The sequence below is a fragment of the Paraburkholderia metrosideri genome (assembly GCF_904848625.1).
GTDB lineage: Bacteria > Pseudomonadota > Gammaproteobacteria > Burkholderiales > Burkholderiaceae > Paraburkholderia > Paraburkholderia metrosideri.
The window spans coordinates 197,903-217,268 of record NZ_CAJHCP010000008.1 but is presented as its reverse complement, the minus strand read 5'-3'; the positions used below and the strand labels follow the sequence as shown (position 1 = coordinate 217,268).

Here is a 19,366-nt window from a genome sequence, read left to right as displayed (position 1 = left end):
GGGAAGACTATGAACCGCACCGCGTTAGCTCGCATACTTTCGATGTCGGCCGCTGCGGGTGTCGCCGCTGCCGGGGTCGGCAGCGCATCGGCGGCGCCGCTCGACGCGCTGATCTCGGCAGCGAAGCAGGAAGGCCAGCTCACCGTGATCGCGTTGCCGCACGACTGGTGCAACTATGGTCAACTGGTCGCGGGCTTCGAGAAAAAGTACGGCATCAAGATCAACGAGCTGAATCCGGATGCGGGTTCCGGCGACGAAATCGAAGCCATCAAGGCGAACAAAGGCAACAAAGGGCCGCAGGCGCCCGACGTGATCGACGTCGGCCTGTCGTTCGGTCCGACCGCGAAGGCCGAAGGTTTGCTGCAACCGTACAAGGTCGCGACGTGGAACTCGATCCCGAAAGAATCGAAAGACGCGGACGGCTACTGGTATGGCGATTACTACGGCGTGCTGGCATTCGAAGTGAACGCCGACATGATCGACAAGGCGCCTGCCGACTGGAGCGATCTGCTCAAGTCGGACTATAAGAATGCGGTCTCGCTGGCGGGCGATCCGCGCACCGCGAATCAGGCCATCCAGGCCGTCTATGCAGCCGGTATTTCGCAAGCCAAAGGCGATGCCGGTCAGGCAGATAAAGCCGGCCTCAAATACTTCGCCGATCTGAATAAAAGCGGCAACTTCGTGCCGGTGATCGGCAAGGCCGCATCGCTCGCTCAGGGCACGACGCCGATCATCGTGCGTTGGGATTACAACGCGCTGGCCGACCGCGACACGCTGAAGGGCAATCCGAAGGTGCAGGTGGTGATTCCGAAAACGGGCGTGGTCGCCGGTGTTTATGTGCAGGCGATCAGTGCGTACGCACCGCATCCGAATGCCGCCAAGTTGTGGATGGAGTACCTGTACTCCGATGAAGGTCAGATTGGCTGGCTGACCGGTTATTGCCACCCGATGCGTTACAACGAACTCGTAGCAGGCAAGAAGGTACCTCAGGAGTTGCTCAACAAGTTGCCGCCGCCGTCGTCGTACAAAAACGTGGTATTCCCGACGCTGTCGCAACAGGACGCGTACAAGGAGACCATCACGAAGCAATGGGACGCAACCGTGGGCGCGAACGTCAAGTAAGCCCGGGTCGGCGCGTCTGACCGTGGCGGGATGTTTTTGCTGTCGTGCGCGCCGCTCATTCCCGGGCGGCGCGTATTGGCTTGAGCCAGATTGTTGCAAAGGTGAGCTATGAGCGCTTCATCGGATGCCGGGTCGGTGCAGCCGGAATTGCTGATTCCGACTGTGCCCGGTCCAACGCCTCGTGTCGACGGTCCGGGGCGTGCGTCACCGTTACTCGCATGGATCGGCGTGGTGCCGTTCTTCGTGTTCGCGCTGATGTTCCTGATTCTGCCGACCGGCTTCCTGATGGTCGGCGCATTCCAGGATGCGCAAGGCCACTTCACGCTGACCAACCTTCGCGACCTGCTCCAGCCGACGATTCTCGACGCGTACTGGATCAGCTTCAAGGTCAGCGCTGCCTCCGCGTTGGGCGGCGCGGTAATCGGTTCGCTGCTCGCATGGGCGGCGGTGCAGGGCAAGCTGCCCGGATGGATTCGTCCTACGTTGATGACGTTTTCCGGCGTCGCTTCAAACTTTGCCGGTGTGCCGCTCGCGTTCGCTTTCATCTGCACGCTAGGGCGAGTCGGCCTCGTCACCGTTTTGCTAAAGAAATATCTCGGCTTCAATCTGTACTCGACCGGCTTCAGCATTCTCAGTTTCACCGGTCTCACGATCACCTACCTGTACTTCCAGATTCCATTGATGGTGCTGATGGTCACGCCCGCGCTCGACGGGCTGAAGCGCGAATGGCGCGAAGCCTGTGATTGCCTCGGCGGCACGGCGTTTCAATACTGGCGATACGTCGCGCTACCGGTATTGTTGCCGAGCATTCTCGGCGCAGCGTTGCTGCTGTTCGCCAATTCATTCGGCGCGGTTGCTACCGCTTACGCACTGACGGGTAGCTCGCTTAACATCGTGCCGATCCTGCTATTCGCGCAGATTCGCGGCGACGTCATGCATAACCCGAATCTCGGTTACGCGCTTGCATTAGGGATGGTGGTCGTCACGGGCCTGTCGAACGGCGGCTACATCTGGTTGCGTTCGCGCTCGGAAAGGGGGCGTCGATGAAAAGTCAGTCGCGGGTGGGCGCCTGGACCGCGGTGATCGTCGGCTCGCTGTATTTTCTGATTCCGTTGATCGCAACGTTCGAATTCAGTTTGCGGATGAAGCGCGGCGCGTATAGCTTCGAAGCCTATCGTGTCGTGCTGTCCGATCCGCGTTTTCAGGCCTCGTTTGGCTATTCGATTCTGATCGCCATCCTGACGATCGTGATCGGCATCTTGCTGGTGGTGCCGACGGCGTACTGGGTGCAGTTGCGTTTGCCGAAGCTGCGGCCGGTTGTCGAATTCATTACGCTGCTGCCGCTGGTGGTGCCGGCAATCGTGATCGTGTTCGGCTATCTGCGCATCTATAACAGCAGTTCGATTCTGCCGCTCACCGGCAACGAGCGCGCAACCGATCTGCTACTCGTGTTCGGTTACGTGACGTTATCGCTGCCGTATATGTACCGCGCAGTCGATGCCGGTCTGCGTGCCGTCGACGTGCGTTCGCTGACCGAAGCCGCCGAATGCCTGGGCGCAAACTGGCCGACGATTCTCTTCAAGGTCATTTTCCCGAATATCCGCTCGGGCATTTTGTCCGGTGCGTTTCTCACGTTTGCGGTGGTCATCGGCGAATTCACGATAGCCAGTCTGCTCGACCGGCCTGCGTTCGGTCCATATCTGCAATTGATCGGCGCGAATCGCGCGTATGAGCCGTCGGCGCTCGCGATCATTGCGTTTGCGATCACGTGGGCGTCGATGGGACTGATTCAGGTATTCGGTTCGGCCCGCGCATTGAGCGCGCAAAAAATCTGACGGACTCAGGCAGCGAGAATCATGGCATTCCTTGAAATCGAAAATCTGCACAAGACCTTCGGTGCGAACACGGCGCTGCATCACTTCGATATGCAGATCGAGCGCGGCGAGTTCATCACGTTCCTCGGCCCCTCCGGCTGCGGCAAGACCACGGTGCTGCGGATGATCGCCGGCTTCGAAACACCGACGCGCGGCATCATCCGGCTCGACGACAAAGACGTCACGCACCTGCGCACGCGGCAGCGCAAGGTCGGCATGGTGTTCCAGTCGTATGCGCTGTTTCCGAACATGACGGTGGCGGAGAACATCGGCTTCGGGCTGAAGATCGCGCATCAGTCGCAGGCGGAGATCGGCAAGCGTGTCCAGGAGATGCTCGATCTGATCAAGCTGCCGCAGCTCGGCGAGCGTTATCCGTGGCAACTGTCGGGTGGACAGCAGCAGCGCGTGGCGTTGGCGCGAGCGTTGGCCGGCAAGCCGCAGGTGTTGCTGCTAGATGAACCGCTGTCCGCGCTCGACGCCAAAATCCGTATCTCACTGCGCCAGGATATTCGCGCGTTGCAGCGTGAACTCGGCATTACGTCGATCTTCGTCACGCACGATCAGGAAGAGGCGCTGTCCATTTCCGACCGCATCGTCGTGATGAACGAAGGGCGGGTCGAACAGATCGGTTCGCCATCGGAGATTTACAACTATCCGCGCACACGGTTTGTCGCGTCGTTCGTCGGCACCTTGAATATTCTGGCGGGACACGTGATCGATCCGGCGACCGGCAGGATGGCTGTCGACGGTCAGGAACTCACCACCACCCAGGAACTGCCGGCGGACGACGCAGGCAAGAAGCGCTTGCTCGCGTTGCGCCCCGAGGCAATCGTGCTGGAACCCGCCGCACCTGGGCGCAACACGTTGAACGCCACCGTCGAAGAAGTGAATTTTCTGGGCGCCGTGGTGCGCATCAGGACCCGCGTAAAAGATGCGGTGATTTCGCTCGACGTATTCAACGATCCGAATCGCGGCCTTCCGGAAAGAGGGCAGCCGGTGTCGCTCGGTTTCTCGCACGAGAATCTGCTGGTGCTGGAAGAAGGCGCGGTTTAAGCCTGATCAGAAGTTGGCCGGGTTTTCCCGTAGCTCACGGCCAACTCGATTCCGGATTCCCCGACAGCCCTTGTCCGGATTTCCGGAATCCCGGACGTCATTCGCGACGGCGCGATAAAAAGCCTATAAAAATCAACGCGCTAATGGCGGCATGCAGCTGGCATTGACCTTGCAAAACAGATATCGCGGCCGCAACGGTCCGACAACTAAAGCAAGGAGACAACGATGTCTGATTTCCCTTCCCGGTATTTCTGAATTCGTCGTCTTGTCGCGGTCTGATGCCGTGCACGAGCGTGACGACTATTCGTTCGCGTGATGCGCAATGTGACAGGCCTTGAGCTCATCCCCCTAGCAGGAACCATCGTGAAGAAACCTATCCACAAAGTGCTGTACGTCCAGGTGATCGTGGCGATCATCATCGGTATTGCGCTCGGGCATTTCTACCCGGATCTCGCCATCGATATGAAGCCGCTCGGCGACGGCTTCATCAAACTGATCAAGATGGTGATCGGGCCGATCATCTTCTGCACGGTGGTCACGGGTATCGCCGGCATGGAAGATATGAAGAAGGTCGGGCGCGTGGGCGGCAAGGCGCTGCTGTACTTCGAGATCGTGTCGAGCTTCGCGCTGGTGCTCGGCCTCGTCGCGACGCACGTGCTGCGGCCGGGCGCGGGCTTCAACATCGACCCGGCCACGCTCGACAGCAAGGCCGTCGCATCGTATGCCGCCAAGGCGCACGGCCAGTCGACCGTCGACTTCTTCATGCACATCATTCCGGACACGATCACGTCGGCGTTCGCGCAGGGCGAAATTCTGCAGATCCTGCTGATCGCGCTGCTGTTCGGCTCGGTGCTCGCGACGGCCGGTGAGAAGGGCAAGGTCGTGACGAACCTCATCGAGGGCTTCGCGCATGTGCTGTTCGGCGTGGTGCGCATCATCACGAAGCTGGCGCCGATCGGTGCGTTCGGCGCGATGGCGTTCACCATCGGCAAGTACGGGATCGGTTCGCTGCTGCCGATGCTCAAGCTGATCGGCACGTTCTATCTGACGTCGATTGTGTTCGTGGTGGTGGTGCTCGGCATCATTGCGCGTTTCGTGGGCTTCAACATCCTGCGCTTCGTCGCGTACATCAAGGAAGAGATGCTGATCGTACTCGGCACGAGCTCGTCCGAAGCTGCGCTGCCGCAACTGATGCTGAAGCTCGAAAAGCTCGGCTGCTCGCGTTCCGTGGTGGGTCTGGTGGTGCCGACCGGCTATTCGTTCAACCTCGACGGCACCAACATCTACATGACGATGGCCGTGCTGTTCATCGCGCAGGCGACCAACACCGACCTCACGTGGACGCAGCAGCTCACGCTGCTGGCCGTGACGATGCTGACCTCGAAGGGCGCCAGCGGCGTGACGGGTGCGGGCTTCATCACGCTGGCCGCGACGCTGGCCGTGGTGCCGACCATTCCGCTGTCGGGCATGGTGCTGATTCTCGGTATCGACCGCTTCATGAGCGAGTGCCGCGCGCTGACCAACATCGTCGGCAACGGCGTGGCGACGGTGGTGGTGTCGGCATGGGAAAAGGAACTGGACCGCAGCAAGCTGAATGCCGCGTTGCGCGGTGAGGTGGCGGTCAAAGAGTCGGCCGGCGTTTAAGCCGCGCCCGGGCTTCAATACCTGTCCTCCCCCGACTGCGGACACCAGCGTATGAAACCGGTGTCCGCACCTGAACCTCTGGTGCGATCCACGGCGGAAGCTCAGGCCGACGGCGCGCCGCCTTATGCCACAATGTCCGATCCTGACCGATCGGACATTGCCAACGTGACCCGCCGCCTGTTGATCCTCTTCGTGCTCGTTGCCGGGCTCGCGGCGGCGTGCGGACTCACTTACAGCATTGCGTGGAAGAGCGGGGTCGACAACTTGCGGCGCAACGCTGCCGTGCGGGTCGACCGCACCACGAGTGCGCTTAAGAGCACGCTCGAGCGTTACGAATCGCTGCCCTATCTGCTGGCTGAGCATCCGATCGTGCAGGACGTGCTGGTCGACCCCAGCCCGGCCAACGTCAAGCGCGCCAATCTCTACCTCGAAGACCTCAACCTGCACGCGCGGGCCACGGTCACGTACATCATTTCGCTCGACGGCTACTGCGTCGCCGCCAGCAACTGGCGCGGTCCAGGCAGCTTTGTCGGCGCGGGCTATCAATTCCGGCCGTATTTTCTCGACGCGATCAACGGCGGCGTGGGCCGCTTTTTCGGCATCGGCACGATTTCGCAGGCGCCGGGCTACTACATCTCGCAGCCGGTGCGGCGCGACGGCAAGATCGTCGGCGTGGCGGTCGTCAAACTCGATCTGGAATGGTTTCAGGGTGTCGACGCGTCCGAGCCGCTGGTCGTCACCGACGACCATGGCGTGATTTTTCTGTCGTCGGTGCCGGCGTGGAAATATCACACGATCCGGCCTTTGTCGGGACCGGTCGCCGATTCGATTTATCAGGCGCGGCAATACGCGCAACAGCCGATTGCGGCGCTGCCGGTGACGATCGAGCGCACGCTTGAAGGGGATGCGCAGATCGTGCGGATCGGCGGCGGCCGCTATGCGCCGCGTTATCTCGCGTCGCGCCGCAGCATGGGCGAGCCGGACTGGCATCTGATCACGATGTCGACCGTCGATCCAGTCGACGCCGATGCGCGCAAGGCGACCATCGTCACGGGCTTCGGCTACGTGTCGCTCGTCCTGCTCGCGTTCTACTGGCGGATGCGCCGCGCGCGCGTGCGCGAGGTGATGCGCAGCCGCGCGTTGCTGCAGAAAGCCTATGCCGAATTGAACCGGCGCGTCGCCGAGCGCACCGCCGATCTGTCCGAAGCCAACGAGCAGTTGCAGAAGGAAGTCGCCGAGCGCACGCGCGCCGAGCAGGAACTGCGCGCCGCGCACGACGAATTGATTCAGGCGAGCAAACTCGCCGCGCTCGGTCAGATGGCGGCCGGCATCACGCATGAGTTGAATCAGCCGCTCGCCGCTTTGCGCAGTTTTTCAGACAACACGCGCGTGTTTCTCGAACGTGGCGATCAGGTGTCGGCGCGCGAGAATCTCGAAGCGATTGCCGCGCTCACCGAGCGTATGGGCAAGATCACCAATCAACTGAAGCTGTTTGTCGGGCGGGCGCGGCCGCGTAGTGCGCGCGCGCCGATCATGCGGGCGTTGCGCAATGTCGTTGGCTTGCTGCAAAAGCGCTTGCAGGGTATTGCAATCGAATACGCGTTGCTCGATTCGAGCAGCGGCGCGCGCACCCCGCTCAGTCTCGCCGACGACCATGCCGAACTGGTTGCGCATTGCGACGATCTGCGGCTCGAACAGGTGCTGATCAACCTGCTCGGCAATGCGCTGGACGCAACCGCCGGCATGAGCGCGCCGCGCATTGTGATCGAGATCGAAGCCGGCGAGTCGAGCCTGTCGTTTGCGGTGAGCGACAACGGCCCGGGCATTCCCGACGACGTGCTGCCACGTTTATTCGAGCCGTTCTTCACAACCAAAGAGATGGGGCAGGGACTTGGCCTTGGGCTCGCGATTTCTTCGTCGATTGCACGCGATTGCGGCGGCACACTCGTGGCGCGCAACGGGCCGGACGGCGGTGCATTATTCGTGTTGACGCTGCGTCGCGCGCGCGTGCAGACGAGCCACACATCGGACCCGCTGACTACGGGTCCATGAATCAGAATCAGATGGAAAACGACATGAGCTACGGCCTGCAAGTGCTGTATATCGAAGACGATGAACTGGTGCGGCGCGCCAGCGTGCAGAGTTTGCAACTGGCGGGCTTTGACGTGATCGGCCATGCGTCGGTGGAATCGGCGGCGAAGATGATCAGCGCGGAATTTTGCGGCGTGATTGTCAGCGATATTCGTTTGCCCGGTGCGAGCGGTCTCGATCTGCTCGCGCAATGCCATGAGCGTGCGCCCGACGTACCGGTGATTCTGGTCACCGGGCACGGCGATATTTCGATGGCTGTTCAGGCGATGCGCGACGGCGCGTACGACTTCATCGAGAAGCCGTTTGCGTCCGAACGTCTGATAGAAACGGTGCGGCGCGCGTTGGAGCGCCGCAAGCTGGTGCTTGAGAACACAGCGTTGCGGCGCGAACTGGCTGAACAGAACACGGTGGCGCCGCGGATCATCGGCCGCAGCCAGGCTATCGAGCAGGTGCGCCGGCTGATCGCGAATGTCGCGCCGACCGATGCGTCCGTGTTGATCAATGGCGACACCGGCGCGGGCAAAGAGTTGATCGCGCGTAGTCTGCATGAGTTGTCGCCGCGACGTGACAAGCCGTTTATCGCGGTGAACTGCGGTGCGCTGCCGGAGCCGATGTTCGAATCGGAGATGTTCGGCTACGAACCGGGCGCGTTCACCGGTGCGGCGAAACGCCGGATCGGCAAGCTCGAACATGCGTCGGGCGGCACGCTGTTTCTCGACGAGATCGAGAGCATGCCGCTCGCGTTGCAGGTCAAGCTATTGCGCGTGTTGCAGGACGGCGTGCTGGAACGCCTCGGCTCGAATCAGCCGATTCGCGTGAATTGCCGCGTGGTGGCGGCGGCGAAAGGCGATATGGCGGAGCATGTCGCGGACGGCTCGTTCCGGCGTGACCTGCTGTATCGGCTGAACGTGGTGACGATTGCGTTGCCGCCGTTGGGCGAGCGTCGCGAAGACATCGTGCCGCTGTTCGAACATTTCCTGCTGGATGCGGCGGTGCGTTATCAGCGTCCGGCGCCGATCCTCACCGACCGGCAACGCGCGAGTCTCACGCAGCGCGACTGGCCCGGCAATGTGCGCGAACTGCGCAATGCCGCCGATCGCTTCGTACTCGGTATCGCAGACGACCCCGTGATGTCTTTCTCTGCCGACGAAGCTGCCACACAGCCGCTCAAGGAGCGCGTCGAGCAATTCGAACGGGCGATGATCGCGCAGGCGTTGGAGCAGGCAGGCGGCGTGGTCGCCGTCGCGGCGGACAATCTGCAACTCGGTAAAGCGACACTCTACGAGAAGATCAAGCGATATGGCCTGGCGGCCAAAGGGGAAGGGGAGCGGTGAGGATTGAGTGCGCCGGCGGCGTAATGCGGTGCCGGCGCGTTGGAATCTGATTTAAAGCGGGCGCGCGGAGTTCAGGTTCAGGCTGCTTTCAACGCCTTTTCCAGCAAGTGGTCGAGTTCCGCGAATTCCGGTTCGCCAACATAGCGCTTCAGAATCTTGCCGTCCTTGTCGACCAGGAAGGTGGTGGGTGTGAGTTGCACGTTGCCGAACTGCTTGGCTGCCGAGCCGTCGTCCATGGCGACCTTGAACGGAAGCTGACGTGTTTGCGCGTAGTTGGTCACGTACATCGGCGCGTCGTAGTTCATTGCGACAGCGACGAATTCCAGACCTTGGCCCTTGAAGCGGTTATAGGTCTTAACCATCTGCGGCATTTCCTTGATGCAGGTGTCGCAGTTGGTGGCCCAGAAGTTGATCAGGTAGACCTTGCCTTTCAGGTCGGCGGTCGACACTTTCTGGCCCGACAGCAGCGTGAAAGTCGCATCCGGCACGCGTTGCTGGCCGGCAAACGCGAAGTAACCGGCGATGGCGAGCGCGACCGCCACAGCAGCCGCGATGATGTAGCGAAGCGGGCTGGTGCGCTTGACGGCGGTAGACGGATTGGAGCTCATGAACGGAACCTCGAGAGTCGCGCGGAGCGCGCGGGACAGTGGTCGGTTGTGGGCTTTCGGCCCGGTGCTGGACAGCCCCGCTATTGTAGACCCATTCCCTTTGACGGAGCAGGAGAGCGGGCGGGAGAGGATAATGGGGCTTTATGTTCCCGTCAGCCCGGTCTTCTGTCCCTATGTTCCGATCCGCTTTTGGCATTCGTCGTTTGATCGTCCGGGTTTTGTCCCGTTTTGCATCGGCTGACATTTTTTCGGCGCGCGTTCAGGCCGATGGCCGGTTTCCTCGCGATGCCGGTGTCCCCGCCAGTTCCGGCGAAAGCTCGCAGGGAAAGCCGGGACTGCGAGCGATTCTCCGCACGGCGGCCGCCGTGCTGGCTGTCGGCGCGGTCCTCACCGCCTGTTCGCCGACTTTCGACTGGCGAACCATCATGAACAACGATGACGGCTACACAGTCGATCTACCTGCCAAGCCGAGTAACGATCAGCGTGCGTTGCAGATCGACGGCAAGTCTATGCAGATGGCAATGCAGACAGCTGAGGCCGGCCACGCCGTCTTCGCAGTCGGCACCGTGATGCTGCCGGACGACGCCGAGGCCACCCAGCGCGCCGCGCTCGATTTCCTGCGTGACGGACTTGCCCGCAATGTGAACGCAGCACCTGCCGCGCATGACGTGCAAATCCCGCTGGCAGCAGGCGGCAAGGTGCCGGGTCTCGAAATGCAGCTAAGCGGCGAGGCGGGCTCGCAGCACGAAACGCGCACCATCTACGCTCGCCTGGTGGCGCACGGCCGACACGTTTATCAGGCGGCGATCATCGCGGCCACACCGCTCCCTCAAGAGCAGGTCGACCAGTTTTTCTCGTCGTTTCAGCTGTATTGAGGCGGTATTTTTGTCCGGTTCAGCAGGCTTTTAAGTGGGTTAACGCAGTGAAGGTTTTTTCGTAACTTCGTGCGCTAATCCACGGTTTACGTTGATTTTTTTTGTATCCACGGCGCCCCTGTGGATAACTCTGTTGAGAACTCCGCCAGATTTGCCGCAAATGCCCATCCCGTGGGCATTCTGTCAGACGGCCGCCGCGCGCCGCGTCTAAAAAAACTCAATCAAATCAATGCGTTCCCGTCAGGCCTTTCAATGCGCCTTTCAGATGTATCTAAATCTAACGAAGGCTTGAACATGTGCATAAGTCAAGTCTTGACAGCAGATTTTTCTCCTTATACCGAACCAAAAGCGCGCCGATACTGGATTGCCTCGCCGATCTGCGCCGCACTCGGCATCCGGGCGCCGGCAAGGTCGGCGATGGTTCGAGCGACCTTCAGCACACGGTAGTACGCGCGCGCTGACCATCCGAAGCGCTCGCCGGCTTCGCGTAGCAACGCCTCGCCCGCCGCGTCGGGGCGGCAGAGTTCGTCCACTTGCCGGCCCCCCAGTTCGCGATTGGTCATGCCCTGCCGGTTGAGCTGACGCTCGCGGGCGGCACTGACCCGTTCGGCAATCGGCGCGGTCGCTTCGCCGGACACCGTTGCGCGGGCCGACAATTCCGCCGCTGTGAGCGCTGGAATTTCCAGCTGGATATCGATCCGGTCGAGCAAAGGGCCGGACAGTTTGCGCAGGTAGCGCGCCGCGACCTCCGGCGTGCAACGGCAGCGGCCGCCCGGATCGCCGCGCCATCCACACGGACAGGGATTCATCGCCGCGATCAGCTGGCACGCGGCAGGAAAATCCGCCTGGAGCGCCGCGCGCGAAATGGTGATGCGGCCGGCCTCAAGCGGTTCGCGCAGCGTCTCCAGCACATTCCGGTCAAACTCCGGCATTTTGCTTTTAGGCACAAAAAAAGCGAAAAGTTGCTCATTGTCGTCGGGTAGCCCCGTACCTAGTGAGGCCTGCCGTAACGTGGGGGTAGGTTTAATTTTTTACATTTAGGGCAAGCCGGCGCAGCCGGCGCGTCAGCGCTCAAGTGTGTGCAACTGCGGAACCGCCGTTAGGCGGCTGTCCACACCCTTGCGGTGTGGGCAGCGAAGTTGTGCACACGGGGAACTGTCGGAGTGCTGTCACAACCTCAGTTTTGAAACACGCGGGTAATGTGCGTCTTTCAGTCTGCCTAGGTGAATTGCTAGGTAAGACCTTAAGCGAGCTTTGCCTCGAGCAGCTTTCTAAGATGCTTGCGTTCGTGCTTTGATAAGCGGCCCCATGTCAGCACCAACTCCGCGAGGTCGTCGTCCTCGCAATAAAAATATGCTGCCGGAACGCGTAGCACTTTGGCGAGCTTCATTGCGATTTCAAACGATGGCTCGTGTACACCAGTCTCATAACGGCTAATGCGGGCGCTTGCGGTATGTTCATCTAACCCAATTTGGAAGCCCAATTTGTCTTGTGGAATCTCCGCCCGGCGCCGGGCACCCCGGAGACGCTGACCGAAAAGTGAGGCTGATTGCTTGGTAGTCATTCTACGAATATCGTAGGATTCGCTTGTGGAATCTCTACGTAATTCGTAGAATTGGTTTCATATTTCGTTTTTGCCGCGGGTATAACAGTTATCTCCCATTCGTCGGGTCAATCAATTGACGCGACAACTCAAGGCGGTAGAGCCGTCTGACGTTCAATGGATACGTGAGCTTCTTTTCGGCGAGGCAGCAATCGACGTCCCAGGACGAACCCGAGCTCACAGCGACGAACGGGATTTTTATGGGTTCCGTTTGGCATACACCTGCGTGGAAGCCTAGATGTCATGGATGTGCAGATGCCCCTTTTGCCAACGTTTCTAACTCCAGCTGAGCCAGAAATCGCTTTGTCACGCTGGAGAGCCTTCAAGACTTCGGATGGCTTAATGCACCTTGTTGGCGTCGACTCATCTCGGCGAGAGCGCGTGAGTTGGGCCGTTGGCGTATTTGACCACCGGGATATGCTAGCTTTCACGAGCGACGGTAATACCTATCGACTCGTCGGGAAGCCAGGAACGTTCTGCGACGTTGAGAACGCGTGGGAAAGCTGGTTTCAAGTTCACTGCGTAGGAGCGGTCACCGATGTTACGGATTGCCTACTCGCAAAGTCCGGCGGTGCCGACGCGTAACCGTACTGAGTCGCAGTAGGGAAGTGAATGGGCACCGTCGGGTCAGCATATTGTGAGAAGCTCATTTAGCGCCAGAAAGTTTTTCGACAAGCGAGCTCGAAATCGCGTCTAGTTCTGAACGACAAATGTCCACATAGATGTGACCTGTCGCAGCAAGTTGATATTGAGGTCCAGCTAGTCTTTCATCCACTAGCATTGAATCAGCACTACATGGGAATGGTTATGCCGAGGTCCGGAAGTGATACCAGTGCTGATGTGCGACATGTCATGCGCAGTGCCGCCGTTGCGGCAATGCTGTCGGACCCAACTGGCACCGAAGCGCTACTACATCGTTCTGATGCGGAAATCGGGGGCCTCTTCAAAATGCACCTTATTCAGGTTGTTGGCGCCGCGACGGTTTCCAACTTGGACTTGAGTTCGACTCGTGAGGAAGACGAGGCGCGAGGTCGTTTGACTAGCCGCCGTGGCACAGAATTCCCCGGTTTGACAAGCGTGTCCGCGGCTAACATGGAGCGGTATTCCCTTGTTCTGCAAGGAAGACTCTTACCTGCGGAGGACTTCTGCAAAGCAGAGGGAATCACTGAGCAGCAGCTAAACGAAGACGTCGCATTGTGCCGAGTCTTCACCGTGGAATTTGAGTCGGACCAGTACTACCCGATTTTTGCCCTATCGAGTCAGGTTCACCGTGGGAACTTCGCGAAGGTCGTCCGGAGTCTGGGTGAATCAACTGGCTGGAGCAAATGGAAATTTTTCACGACGCCTTCGGAATCACTCGGCGGACTTACGCCACTCAAACTTTTGATGCGTGAGGAAGTAGGCCGTGCGGTGGCCGCTGCCGCGGAATTCCGAGCGCTAAGTGCAGTGTTCCTCAGCATCACACGAACGACACCGCACTCAAACTGATTCACACGCCATGCGTACAGTCACGGCCACAGAGACCACCGAGCCCGAAGTCCCAAATAAGAAGCGAACGGTTCAATCGCTTGAAGATGCACGGGTTGCGCAGGTAAACCATGCAATTCATCGCGCGGTTGTCACTGCTATCCTGGTTGACCCTGTGGCCGCCGATGCGTTTCTTGACATCCCTGACGAAGAACTCGGACGCAGGTTCAAGAATCGACTTTGGGAGGTCATCGGCGTGTCCACGATACTGAACCTGGACCTTCGGTCGATGCGCGAGGAGGAAGCGAATCTCGCCAAACACTCTGGCCGCGGCTCGAAATTGCGAATATCGGAACGCAACGGCATCGGCATCTCAGAGCGCTACACCTTGGTGCGCGAGGGTCGGTTGCTCCTTGTGTCGGACTACTGCAAAGCGACCGGTATCACTGAAGCAAATCTGAACAGGAGTCTTGGTGCGAGGAAAATCTTTAGCGTTGAACTCAAGCGCAAGAAGTATGTTCCAGCTTTCTTCCTCTCACCGATGATTCGTCGGGAAGATTTCGCCAAGGTTATTCGTCGCCTAGGTGAGACTTCTGGGTGGGGCACGTGGGACTTTTTCACCACTCCGAAAGCGACGCTTGGTGGCGCTACGCCGCTTCAATTCCTCGCGATTAAACGAGTCAAGCCCGTTCTGATGGCTGCTGCAGAGTTCGCAAAGGGCCAGGTCTCACCGCCTTCAACGTCATGGACGAAATCCTGAGAATCATCTTCCAAAACTTACCGCTACTTTATGTACCAGCGGTCGGAGCTCTTGTCGCTCTGGTCGTATTGTGTATCAAGCGGCGTTACGTGAAAGAAGGCTACATCTTTCGACGCCCGTCTGCGTCTTCACAGCAGAACCAGGCGCCAGTCCTTGAAGTGACCAACACGTTTTCTGTTAGTCAGGTTGCACCGGAGCGTCCTATGACCACGCCAAGCGAAAGGACCAACGCAGTTATCGAGACTCGTAGATTCCTTCAAGAGCTCGCTTCCGACGATGGTCACACCGAGGCTTCCGAGATTCGAGAAAGTGCAAGGCGGCTTCTTCGGCACTACCCACTCGACATCGACATATCGATATCGGCATCGGCCTTTCCAAGCGTCTGGTCTGAACCAGAAGCGTAGCGACAGTTGCATCTTCCCCACGAAATGGCGAGGCGCTTCTAAGCCGAAACTACACAACCCATTTTGGCGTCCCCAGCGACGACAACTCAAATGACTAAGCGACCGAGTATTGCTAAGCAAATGTTCCGGGAGTCAGAGATACCTTCCGAAGACTTCAGTCGTAGCTGGCACATTAGGCAATCCCCTAGCTTCGATGAATTTCCCTCTGGAGATAGGACGGGCAAGTGGTGCATCTTCGCGCCCAACGTCGATGTCGACTCGGCGTGGGCCAAAATCAAAAGTGCAGTGGATAGCGACAATCTCTTTTGCGCGAAAGTGTCCACTGGATTGCGCAGTTTGCGGCGGGACGGCCACGTAATCTGCGTGTACACACGAGATTGGGAAGACAGACAGGACATCTTCCGCGTACGTGAAATATTGCGGTCGCTGGGCTTTGTGGAGGAGCTCGGTTACAAGCGTGACATTGATACCCTGAACGGGGTTTACGGGCCGGGGGAATGGTACCTGCGTGAGTAGTAACAGGCGAATCGTTGCTGCCACCCACGGTAAGTCAATGTCATTCCGTGAAGAGTCTAGGCGAGAGGAGTAAATCGTGGCCGAATCAACCGTGAATTCAAAAGGACAGACTACGGTGCCTGAAAGTATGAGAGCGATGCTGAATGTTCAAACGGGTACGCATTTGCTCTGGCATGTGATGCCTGATGGCAGCGTAATTGTGCGCGCGAAATCGCAATCGATTTGCAGTCTGGCGGGGTCAGTGAAGACCGACAAACACGTCGACATCGAAGACATGAACCCGTGGCGTGGTTAATTTTTCGACCAGCGTCGGGTTCAATCTGCTAGCGATGCTCCAACCGTGGCCAGAATGCGAAGCGGTGGCCCGAAATGACACGAGCACGCTGCCGTCAACTTCTGTCATGGCATCACGGTCTTCACCGGTATCGTGCCGCTGGGTCAGAGCGCCATGGCAATTTCTGGAACTCTTCTTCCGAGAGAACCTTTTTATCGCGTGCATCATCGAGGCCGTCCACGGCGTCATTCAGCATCATCATCCTGCGCCGCTCGTCTTCAATCAAAAGTGCCGACTTAACCGCGATGCTGATGAGCGTCTCTGGGAACGGCGGTCCGTTAAGCCTCTCGTCAAGAAGGTGGTCGCTCTCCATTGCTTCGGAGGACCACAACGGCTGTGAATAGCGATGCGAGTTAGCGGCCATGTCGGCGGCAGTGAGCACGCTTGAACGTTCGGCGGAAAGCGAGGTGCTTCGCTTAATCAAAGCCTTCAGATTCGTGCCCATATCTGCATCCTTGCAGTCGTCGACTACGAATATTGCACGAATGGGTCGGCTGGACAATCCTTTGCGGGAAGATGCAATGCTCAGAATATCCGGAATGTCAGCGCCTGGAAATGGCAGATATGGTCGATGGAGCCGGCGCCATGAGCGTTTGTTGAGCTATACGGTATCGTCCCAACAACGAACACTCGAAACACTATGAACGACTTTGCAGAAGACCAACTAGTGTTCCGTTCCGCTGATTCGCGTACAAAGTCTTTGTAGCTTTGCGAGGATGGAGTCAGCGGAAGCGGTCCATGTAAACGCTTTGCAATTCTCGTTGTAGTGGGACACGAATTGATCGATACGCTTGATCAGTTGCTTGACCGAGCCGAACGAGCCGCGACGTATGGCCTTGCCGGTGATCAACGCAAAGAAGCGTTCCACCTGGTTAAGCCATGAACTATAAGTGGGGATGAAATGCATGTGCCACCGAGGCCGCGCGGCCAGCCATGCCTTGACTTTGGGATGCTTGTGGGCACTGTAGTTGTCAACGATGCAGTGCACGTCGAGAGCTTGCGGGACCGCCTTGTCGATCTCACGCAGGAACGACAGAAACTCCTGGTGCCGGTGACGCGGCTTGCAGGTGGCCAGCACCGCGCCGTTGAGCACGTTCAGGGCCGCAAACAGCGTGGTGGTGCCGTGACGGACATAGTCATGCGTGACACCCTCGACGTAACCAAAGCCCATCGGCAGCATGGGCTGAGTACGCTCAAGCGCCTGGCATTGGCTTTTCTCGTCTACGCACAGCACCAGCGCGTTCTCCGGAGGGCTCAGGTACAGGCCGACCACGTCGCGCAGTTTCTCGATGAAGAACGGGTCGGTCGACAGTTTGAAGCTTTCGCTGCGGTGCGGCTGGAGGCCCAGCAGTTTGAAGTATCGATGGACGCTGGTCGCAGAGATTGCCGTCTCGGCAGCAATTGTGCGTACGCTCCAATGCGTGGAGCCGTCGGCAGGCTTGGTATGCAACGTCTTGTGGATCAACTCGGCCACCCGCTCGTCATCGATCGTGCGAGGCTTGCCGGGCCGGACTTCGTCGTACAGACCATTGATGCGCTGTTCAAGAAACCGGGCGCGCCATTTACCCACAGTGGCACGTGTGAGTTGCAGGCGCCGGGCAATCTCGCTATTTGGTTCGCCAGCGGCCGCAGCCAGGACGATGCGTGCCCGTGTAACCAGCGCAGCCGGAATCGAACGCGAACGCGCCATCGAAGCAAGTTGCGATTGTTCGGATTCGCTCAACATCAACTCCACCTTCGGTCGTCCCATTGGCATGCTGGTATCTCCCGTTCCGTTGATACCAACATCCTACGCAAACATAGTTCAGTTAACAACGGAACAGGACACTAGATATCAAAGAACTCCGGAACGCTGCTTACCATGAGGCTGGCCACAAGGTGCTTTACGAACGGTTTGGAGGTGCTGGTGATGCGGTGGTATGGAAGAACCAGAGCGGAAATCTCGACGAAACCACCTGGCTCGGGCACTTCCAACCCAGGACGTGTCCCGAGACAATGCACGCAGTAGCCAAGGCGCAGGGGTTCATCGCCGTTCAGTTGCCCGCGAATTGGAAGGTGTTGTACGGCATGGCAGGCTTGTTGGCTGAGGTCATCCTAAGCGACGAGACGGACGACGCCGGCGTCATGGCTGACATGTTGCGCACTCGAGTGTGGACTGGCGAGGCGTCACTCTCGGACTTAACGTTGATGAACGCCATCGACCTCGATTGTTCCTCGCTGAGCTACGACGTCGTCGAAGAGTGCGTGCGTCTGCTGCGCGAAGGATGGACCGACGTGCAGCGAGAGGCCGAATATCTTATTGCGGCCGGGTTGGAAGATTTGAACGTCAAGTGACACGTTGCGCAGGCCCTCTACGAGCGCGAACACCGATTCAGCGAGGTGAGTTCCCATGTCGACAGATGCGAAGATTTCACCGCCATCCGAAGGCGGCACTGACGAATTTATGTCCGCTGCTGAAGCGGCGAAGCTGCTGTTTGTTTCACGCCCACATGTGCTGAAGCTACTCGCGCAAGGGAAACTCAAGCTCCACCACAAAACGGAGAACAGCCGATTCGTGACGAAAACGTCGGTTCTGGACTATCAGGCCGACCAGCGCGCTGCGGCAAAAGCATACCAAGCTTCAACAACTGACGACGAGTAAAGCGAGTGCGACCAGCTGAGCAGAACGCCAAGTTCGAGGCAAGCGCTCACACGCGACTGTGCTCCCCTAGGCACTGACTTTTTCGACAAAAAGTGGTCGAGACAATGCGGTATCTTTCCAAACACTCCGCGCGGCTACATATGTACATGAACATGAAGAACGATACTCATATGCCGACTGAGCTCCTCGCGGTTAGCAGACTTCTTTCGAAGATTTTGCGCCACGAACCCGAGCTGATTGGCATCAAGCTCGACAGTCAAGGATGGGTATCTGTTGCCGAGCTTACACGCGCTATCGAACGTACTGCGCGTACTGCGGGCGCGTCAAAGCGACTGAGAACACTTCCAACAATCACCAAAGAAGTCATCCAAGCGGTCGTTGCCACAAGCGACAAACGGCGATTCACGCTTTCTCCGGATGGCAGTCGAATACGTGCGGCGCAAGGTCACTCGATAGGAGTGAGCCTGGGATATGCCGTAACGGAACCGCCTGCCGTTCTCTATCATGGCACCGCCTGGAGCAACTGGAAGAGTATCGCTGTTGAAGGGTTGACGACTCAAGCGAGGCACGCGGTTCATTTGAGCACGGATGTGGAAACGGCAACTCGGGTCGGTGCTCGCCACGGCCGGCCGCTGGTGTTAGTTGTGGACGCGGGACGGATGCACGTTGATGGATACGCTTTCTCGCGGTCGGATAATGGAGTTTGGCCTGTTCAGGCAGTGCCGGCAGCTTACCTCGCTCAGCATGGGCCGCGCGAGCAAGGGTCGAAATCGTGAATGCGTGTCAGCACACAGGTTCATCCTTGAGGGCGGCAAGCCCTGTGTTGAACTCGTTGGTGGGCGCCCCCCGCATCGAGGCTGCGGTGTCGAGCAGCAGCAGGCAGGGACAGCGCGGCTCCGGGTTGTCCGCAAAGTTGCCGGTGCCAAACGGACCTGGCTGAAAAATTGGTTCTCCGACATCGCACGTCCCCATGTTTGTGTAATATCCACAGTCATAGCCAGACGGCTAGACACAAAAAAGTTGTTCCCGCGTAGAAAGCA

The 19,366-nt window shown here is 58.9% G+C and carries 20 protein-coding genes and 1 pseudogene; 16 read left to right on the top strand and 5 right to left on the bottom strand.

Annotation, left to right across the window (positions count from 1 at the left end; all coding sequences use genetic code 11):
- Positions 1–9: 9 nt before the first annotated feature.
- The 7 genes from LMG28727_RS19375 to LMG28727_RS19345 all read left to right on the top strand — a co-directional run bounded on the left by LMG28727_RS19375 (position 10) and on the right by LMG28727_RS19345 (position 9,118).
- Complete coding sequence (locus tag LMG28727_RS19375; RefSeq protein WP_201643915.1) at positions 10–1,122, top strand: ABC transporter substrate-binding protein; 1,113 nt, start codon at positions 10–12, stop codon at positions 1,120–1,122.
- Positions 1,123–1,230: 108 nt separating this feature from the next.
- Positions 1,231–2,169, top strand: a complete 939-nt coding sequence (locus tag LMG28727_RS19370) for an ABC transporter permease (protein WP_201643914.1) — start codon at positions 1,231–1,233, stop codon at positions 2,167–2,169.
- On the top strand, positions 2,166–2,957 hold the full coding sequence (locus LMG28727_RS19365) for an ABC transporter permease (RefSeq protein ID WP_201643913.1): 792 nt from the start codon (positions 2,166–2,168) through the stop codon (positions 2,955–2,957). Before LMG28727_RS19370 ends, LMG28727_RS19365 begins: the two co-directional genes overlap by 4 nt.
- A 21-nt stretch (positions 2,958–2,978) precedes the next feature.
- Positions 2,979–4,049 (top strand): ABC transporter ATP-binding protein, encoded by a 1,071-nt coding sequence (locus LMG28727_RS19360; RefSeq protein ID WP_201643912.1) that lies wholly within the window; start codon positions 2,979–2,981, stop codon positions 4,047–4,049.
- Between the two features lie 363 nt (positions 4,050–4,412).
- Positions 4,413–5,693, top strand: coding sequence for a dicarboxylate/amino acid:cation symporter (locus LMG28727_RS19355; protein ID WP_201643911.1), 1,281 nt, complete (start codon positions 4,413–4,415; stop codon positions 5,691–5,693).
- Positions 5,694–5,744: 51 nt separating this feature from the next.
- Positions 5,745–7,745: a sensor histidine kinase gene (locus tag LMG28727_RS19350; protein ID WP_201643910.1), complete on the top strand. Its 2,001-nt coding sequence runs from the start codon at positions 5,745–5,747 to the stop codon at positions 7,743–7,745.
- 23 nt (positions 7,746–7,768) lie between these two features.
- The gene (locus tag LMG28727_RS19345) at positions 7,769–9,118 is read left to right on the top strand and encodes a sigma-54-dependent transcriptional regulator (protein ID WP_201644131.1); all 1,350 of its coding nucleotides are present in this window, start codon (positions 7,769–7,771) and stop codon (positions 9,116–9,118) included.
- 77 nt (positions 9,119–9,195) lie between these two features.
- Here the strand turns inward: LMG28727_RS19345 and LMG28727_RS19340 are convergent, their stop codons facing one another.
- A complete protein-coding gene (locus tag LMG28727_RS19340; RefSeq protein WP_201643909.1) occupies positions 9,196–9,726 on the bottom strand; it encodes a TlpA disulfide reductase family protein in 531 nt (176 codons plus the stop codon).
- A gap of 173 nt (positions 9,727–9,899) precedes the next feature.
- Here LMG28727_RS19340 and LMG28727_RS19335 point away from each other — a divergent pair, with 173 nt between their 5' ends.
- The gene (locus tag LMG28727_RS19335) at positions 9,900–10,601 is read left to right on the top strand and encodes a hypothetical protein (RefSeq protein WP_407945856.1); all 702 of its coding nucleotides are present in this window, start codon (positions 9,900–9,902) and stop codon (positions 10,599–10,601) included.
- Between the two features lie 332 nt (positions 10,602–10,933).
- On the opposite strand, the pseudogene LMG28727_RS19330 reads toward LMG28727_RS19335, so the two are convergent.
- Together LMG28727_RS19330 and LMG28727_RS19325 are read right to left on the bottom strand one after the other, a co-directional pair.
- Positions 10,934–11,536: pseudogene (locus LMG28727_RS19330) on the bottom strand (ATP-binding protein); the annotation flags it as partial.
- 308 nt (positions 11,537–11,844) lie between these two features.
- Positions 11,845–12,165, bottom strand: a complete 321-nt coding sequence (locus LMG28727_RS19325) for a helix-turn-helix domain-containing protein (protein ID WP_201643908.1) — start codon at positions 12,163–12,165, stop codon at positions 11,845–11,847.
- A gap of 819 nt (positions 12,166–12,984) precedes the next feature.
- Between LMG28727_RS19325 and LMG28727_RS19320 the strand changes: the two genes are divergently transcribed.
- From LMG28727_RS19320 to LMG28727_RS19305, 5 genes are all read left to right on the top strand, one after another.
- Complete coding sequence (locus LMG28727_RS19320; protein ID WP_201643907.1) at positions 12,985–13,692, top strand: hypothetical protein; 708 nt, start codon at positions 12,985–12,987, stop codon at positions 13,690–13,692.
- Positions 13,693–13,702: 10 nt separating this feature from the next.
- Positions 13,703–14,431 carry a hypothetical protein gene (locus tag LMG28727_RS19315; protein WP_201643906.1) on the top strand — a complete coding sequence of 243 codons (729 nt, stop codon included), beginning with the start codon at positions 13,703–13,705 and terminating at the stop codon, positions 14,429–14,431.
- Positions 14,416–14,835: a BPSL0761 family protein gene (locus LMG28727_RS34660; RefSeq protein ID WP_328811000.1), complete on the top strand. Its 420-nt coding sequence runs from the start codon at positions 14,416–14,418 to the stop codon at positions 14,833–14,835. The genes LMG28727_RS19315 and LMG28727_RS34660 overlap by 16 nt, the downstream gene beginning before the upstream one ends.
- A gap of 90 nt (positions 14,836–14,925) precedes the next feature.
- Positions 14,926–15,351, top strand: coding sequence for a putative phosphothreonine lyase domain-containing protein (locus LMG28727_RS34790; RefSeq protein ID WP_201643905.1), 426 nt, complete (start codon positions 14,926–14,928; stop codon positions 15,349–15,351).
- A gap of 76 nt (positions 15,352–15,427) precedes the next feature.
- Entirely contained in the window at positions 15,428–15,646 is a 219-nt protein-coding gene (locus tag LMG28727_RS19305; RefSeq protein ID WP_201643904.1) for an AbrB/MazE/SpoVT family DNA-binding domain-containing protein, read from the top strand.
- Positions 15,647–15,767: 121 nt separating this feature from the next.
- Here LMG28727_RS19305 and LMG28727_RS19300 read toward each other — a convergent pair whose 3' ends face one another.
- Complete coding sequence (locus LMG28727_RS19300) at positions 15,768–16,130, bottom strand: hypothetical protein (protein WP_201643903.1); 363 nt, start codon at positions 16,128–16,130, stop codon at positions 15,768–15,770.
- 219 nt (positions 16,131–16,349) lie between these two features.
- Entirely contained in the window at positions 16,350–17,441 is a 1,092-nt protein-coding gene (locus tag LMG28727_RS19295; protein ID WP_144150299.1) for an IS630 family transposase, read from the bottom strand.
- A gap of 239 nt (positions 17,442–17,680) precedes the next feature.
- Between LMG28727_RS19295 and LMG28727_RS19290 the strand changes: the two genes are divergently transcribed.
- The 3 genes from LMG28727_RS19290 (at position 17,681) to LMG28727_RS19280 (ending at position 19,102) form a co-directional block, all read left to right on the top strand.
- Positions 17,681–18,019 (top strand): hypothetical protein, encoded by a 339-nt coding sequence (locus LMG28727_RS19290; protein ID WP_236592096.1) that lies wholly within the window; start codon positions 17,681–17,683, stop codon positions 18,017–18,019.
- A 55-nt stretch (positions 18,020–18,074) separates the two neighbouring features.
- Positions 18,075–18,326, top strand: coding sequence for a helix-turn-helix domain-containing protein (locus LMG28727_RS19285; RefSeq protein ID WP_201643902.1), 252 nt, complete (start codon positions 18,075–18,077; stop codon positions 18,324–18,326).
- A 152-nt stretch (positions 18,327–18,478) separates the two neighbouring features.
- The gene (locus tag LMG28727_RS19280) at positions 18,479–19,102 is read left to right on the top strand and encodes an RNA 2'-phosphotransferase (RefSeq protein WP_236592094.1); all 624 of its coding nucleotides are present in this window, start codon (positions 18,479–18,481) and stop codon (positions 19,100–19,102) included.
- The last annotated feature ends 264 nt before the right edge of the window (positions 19,103–19,366 follow it).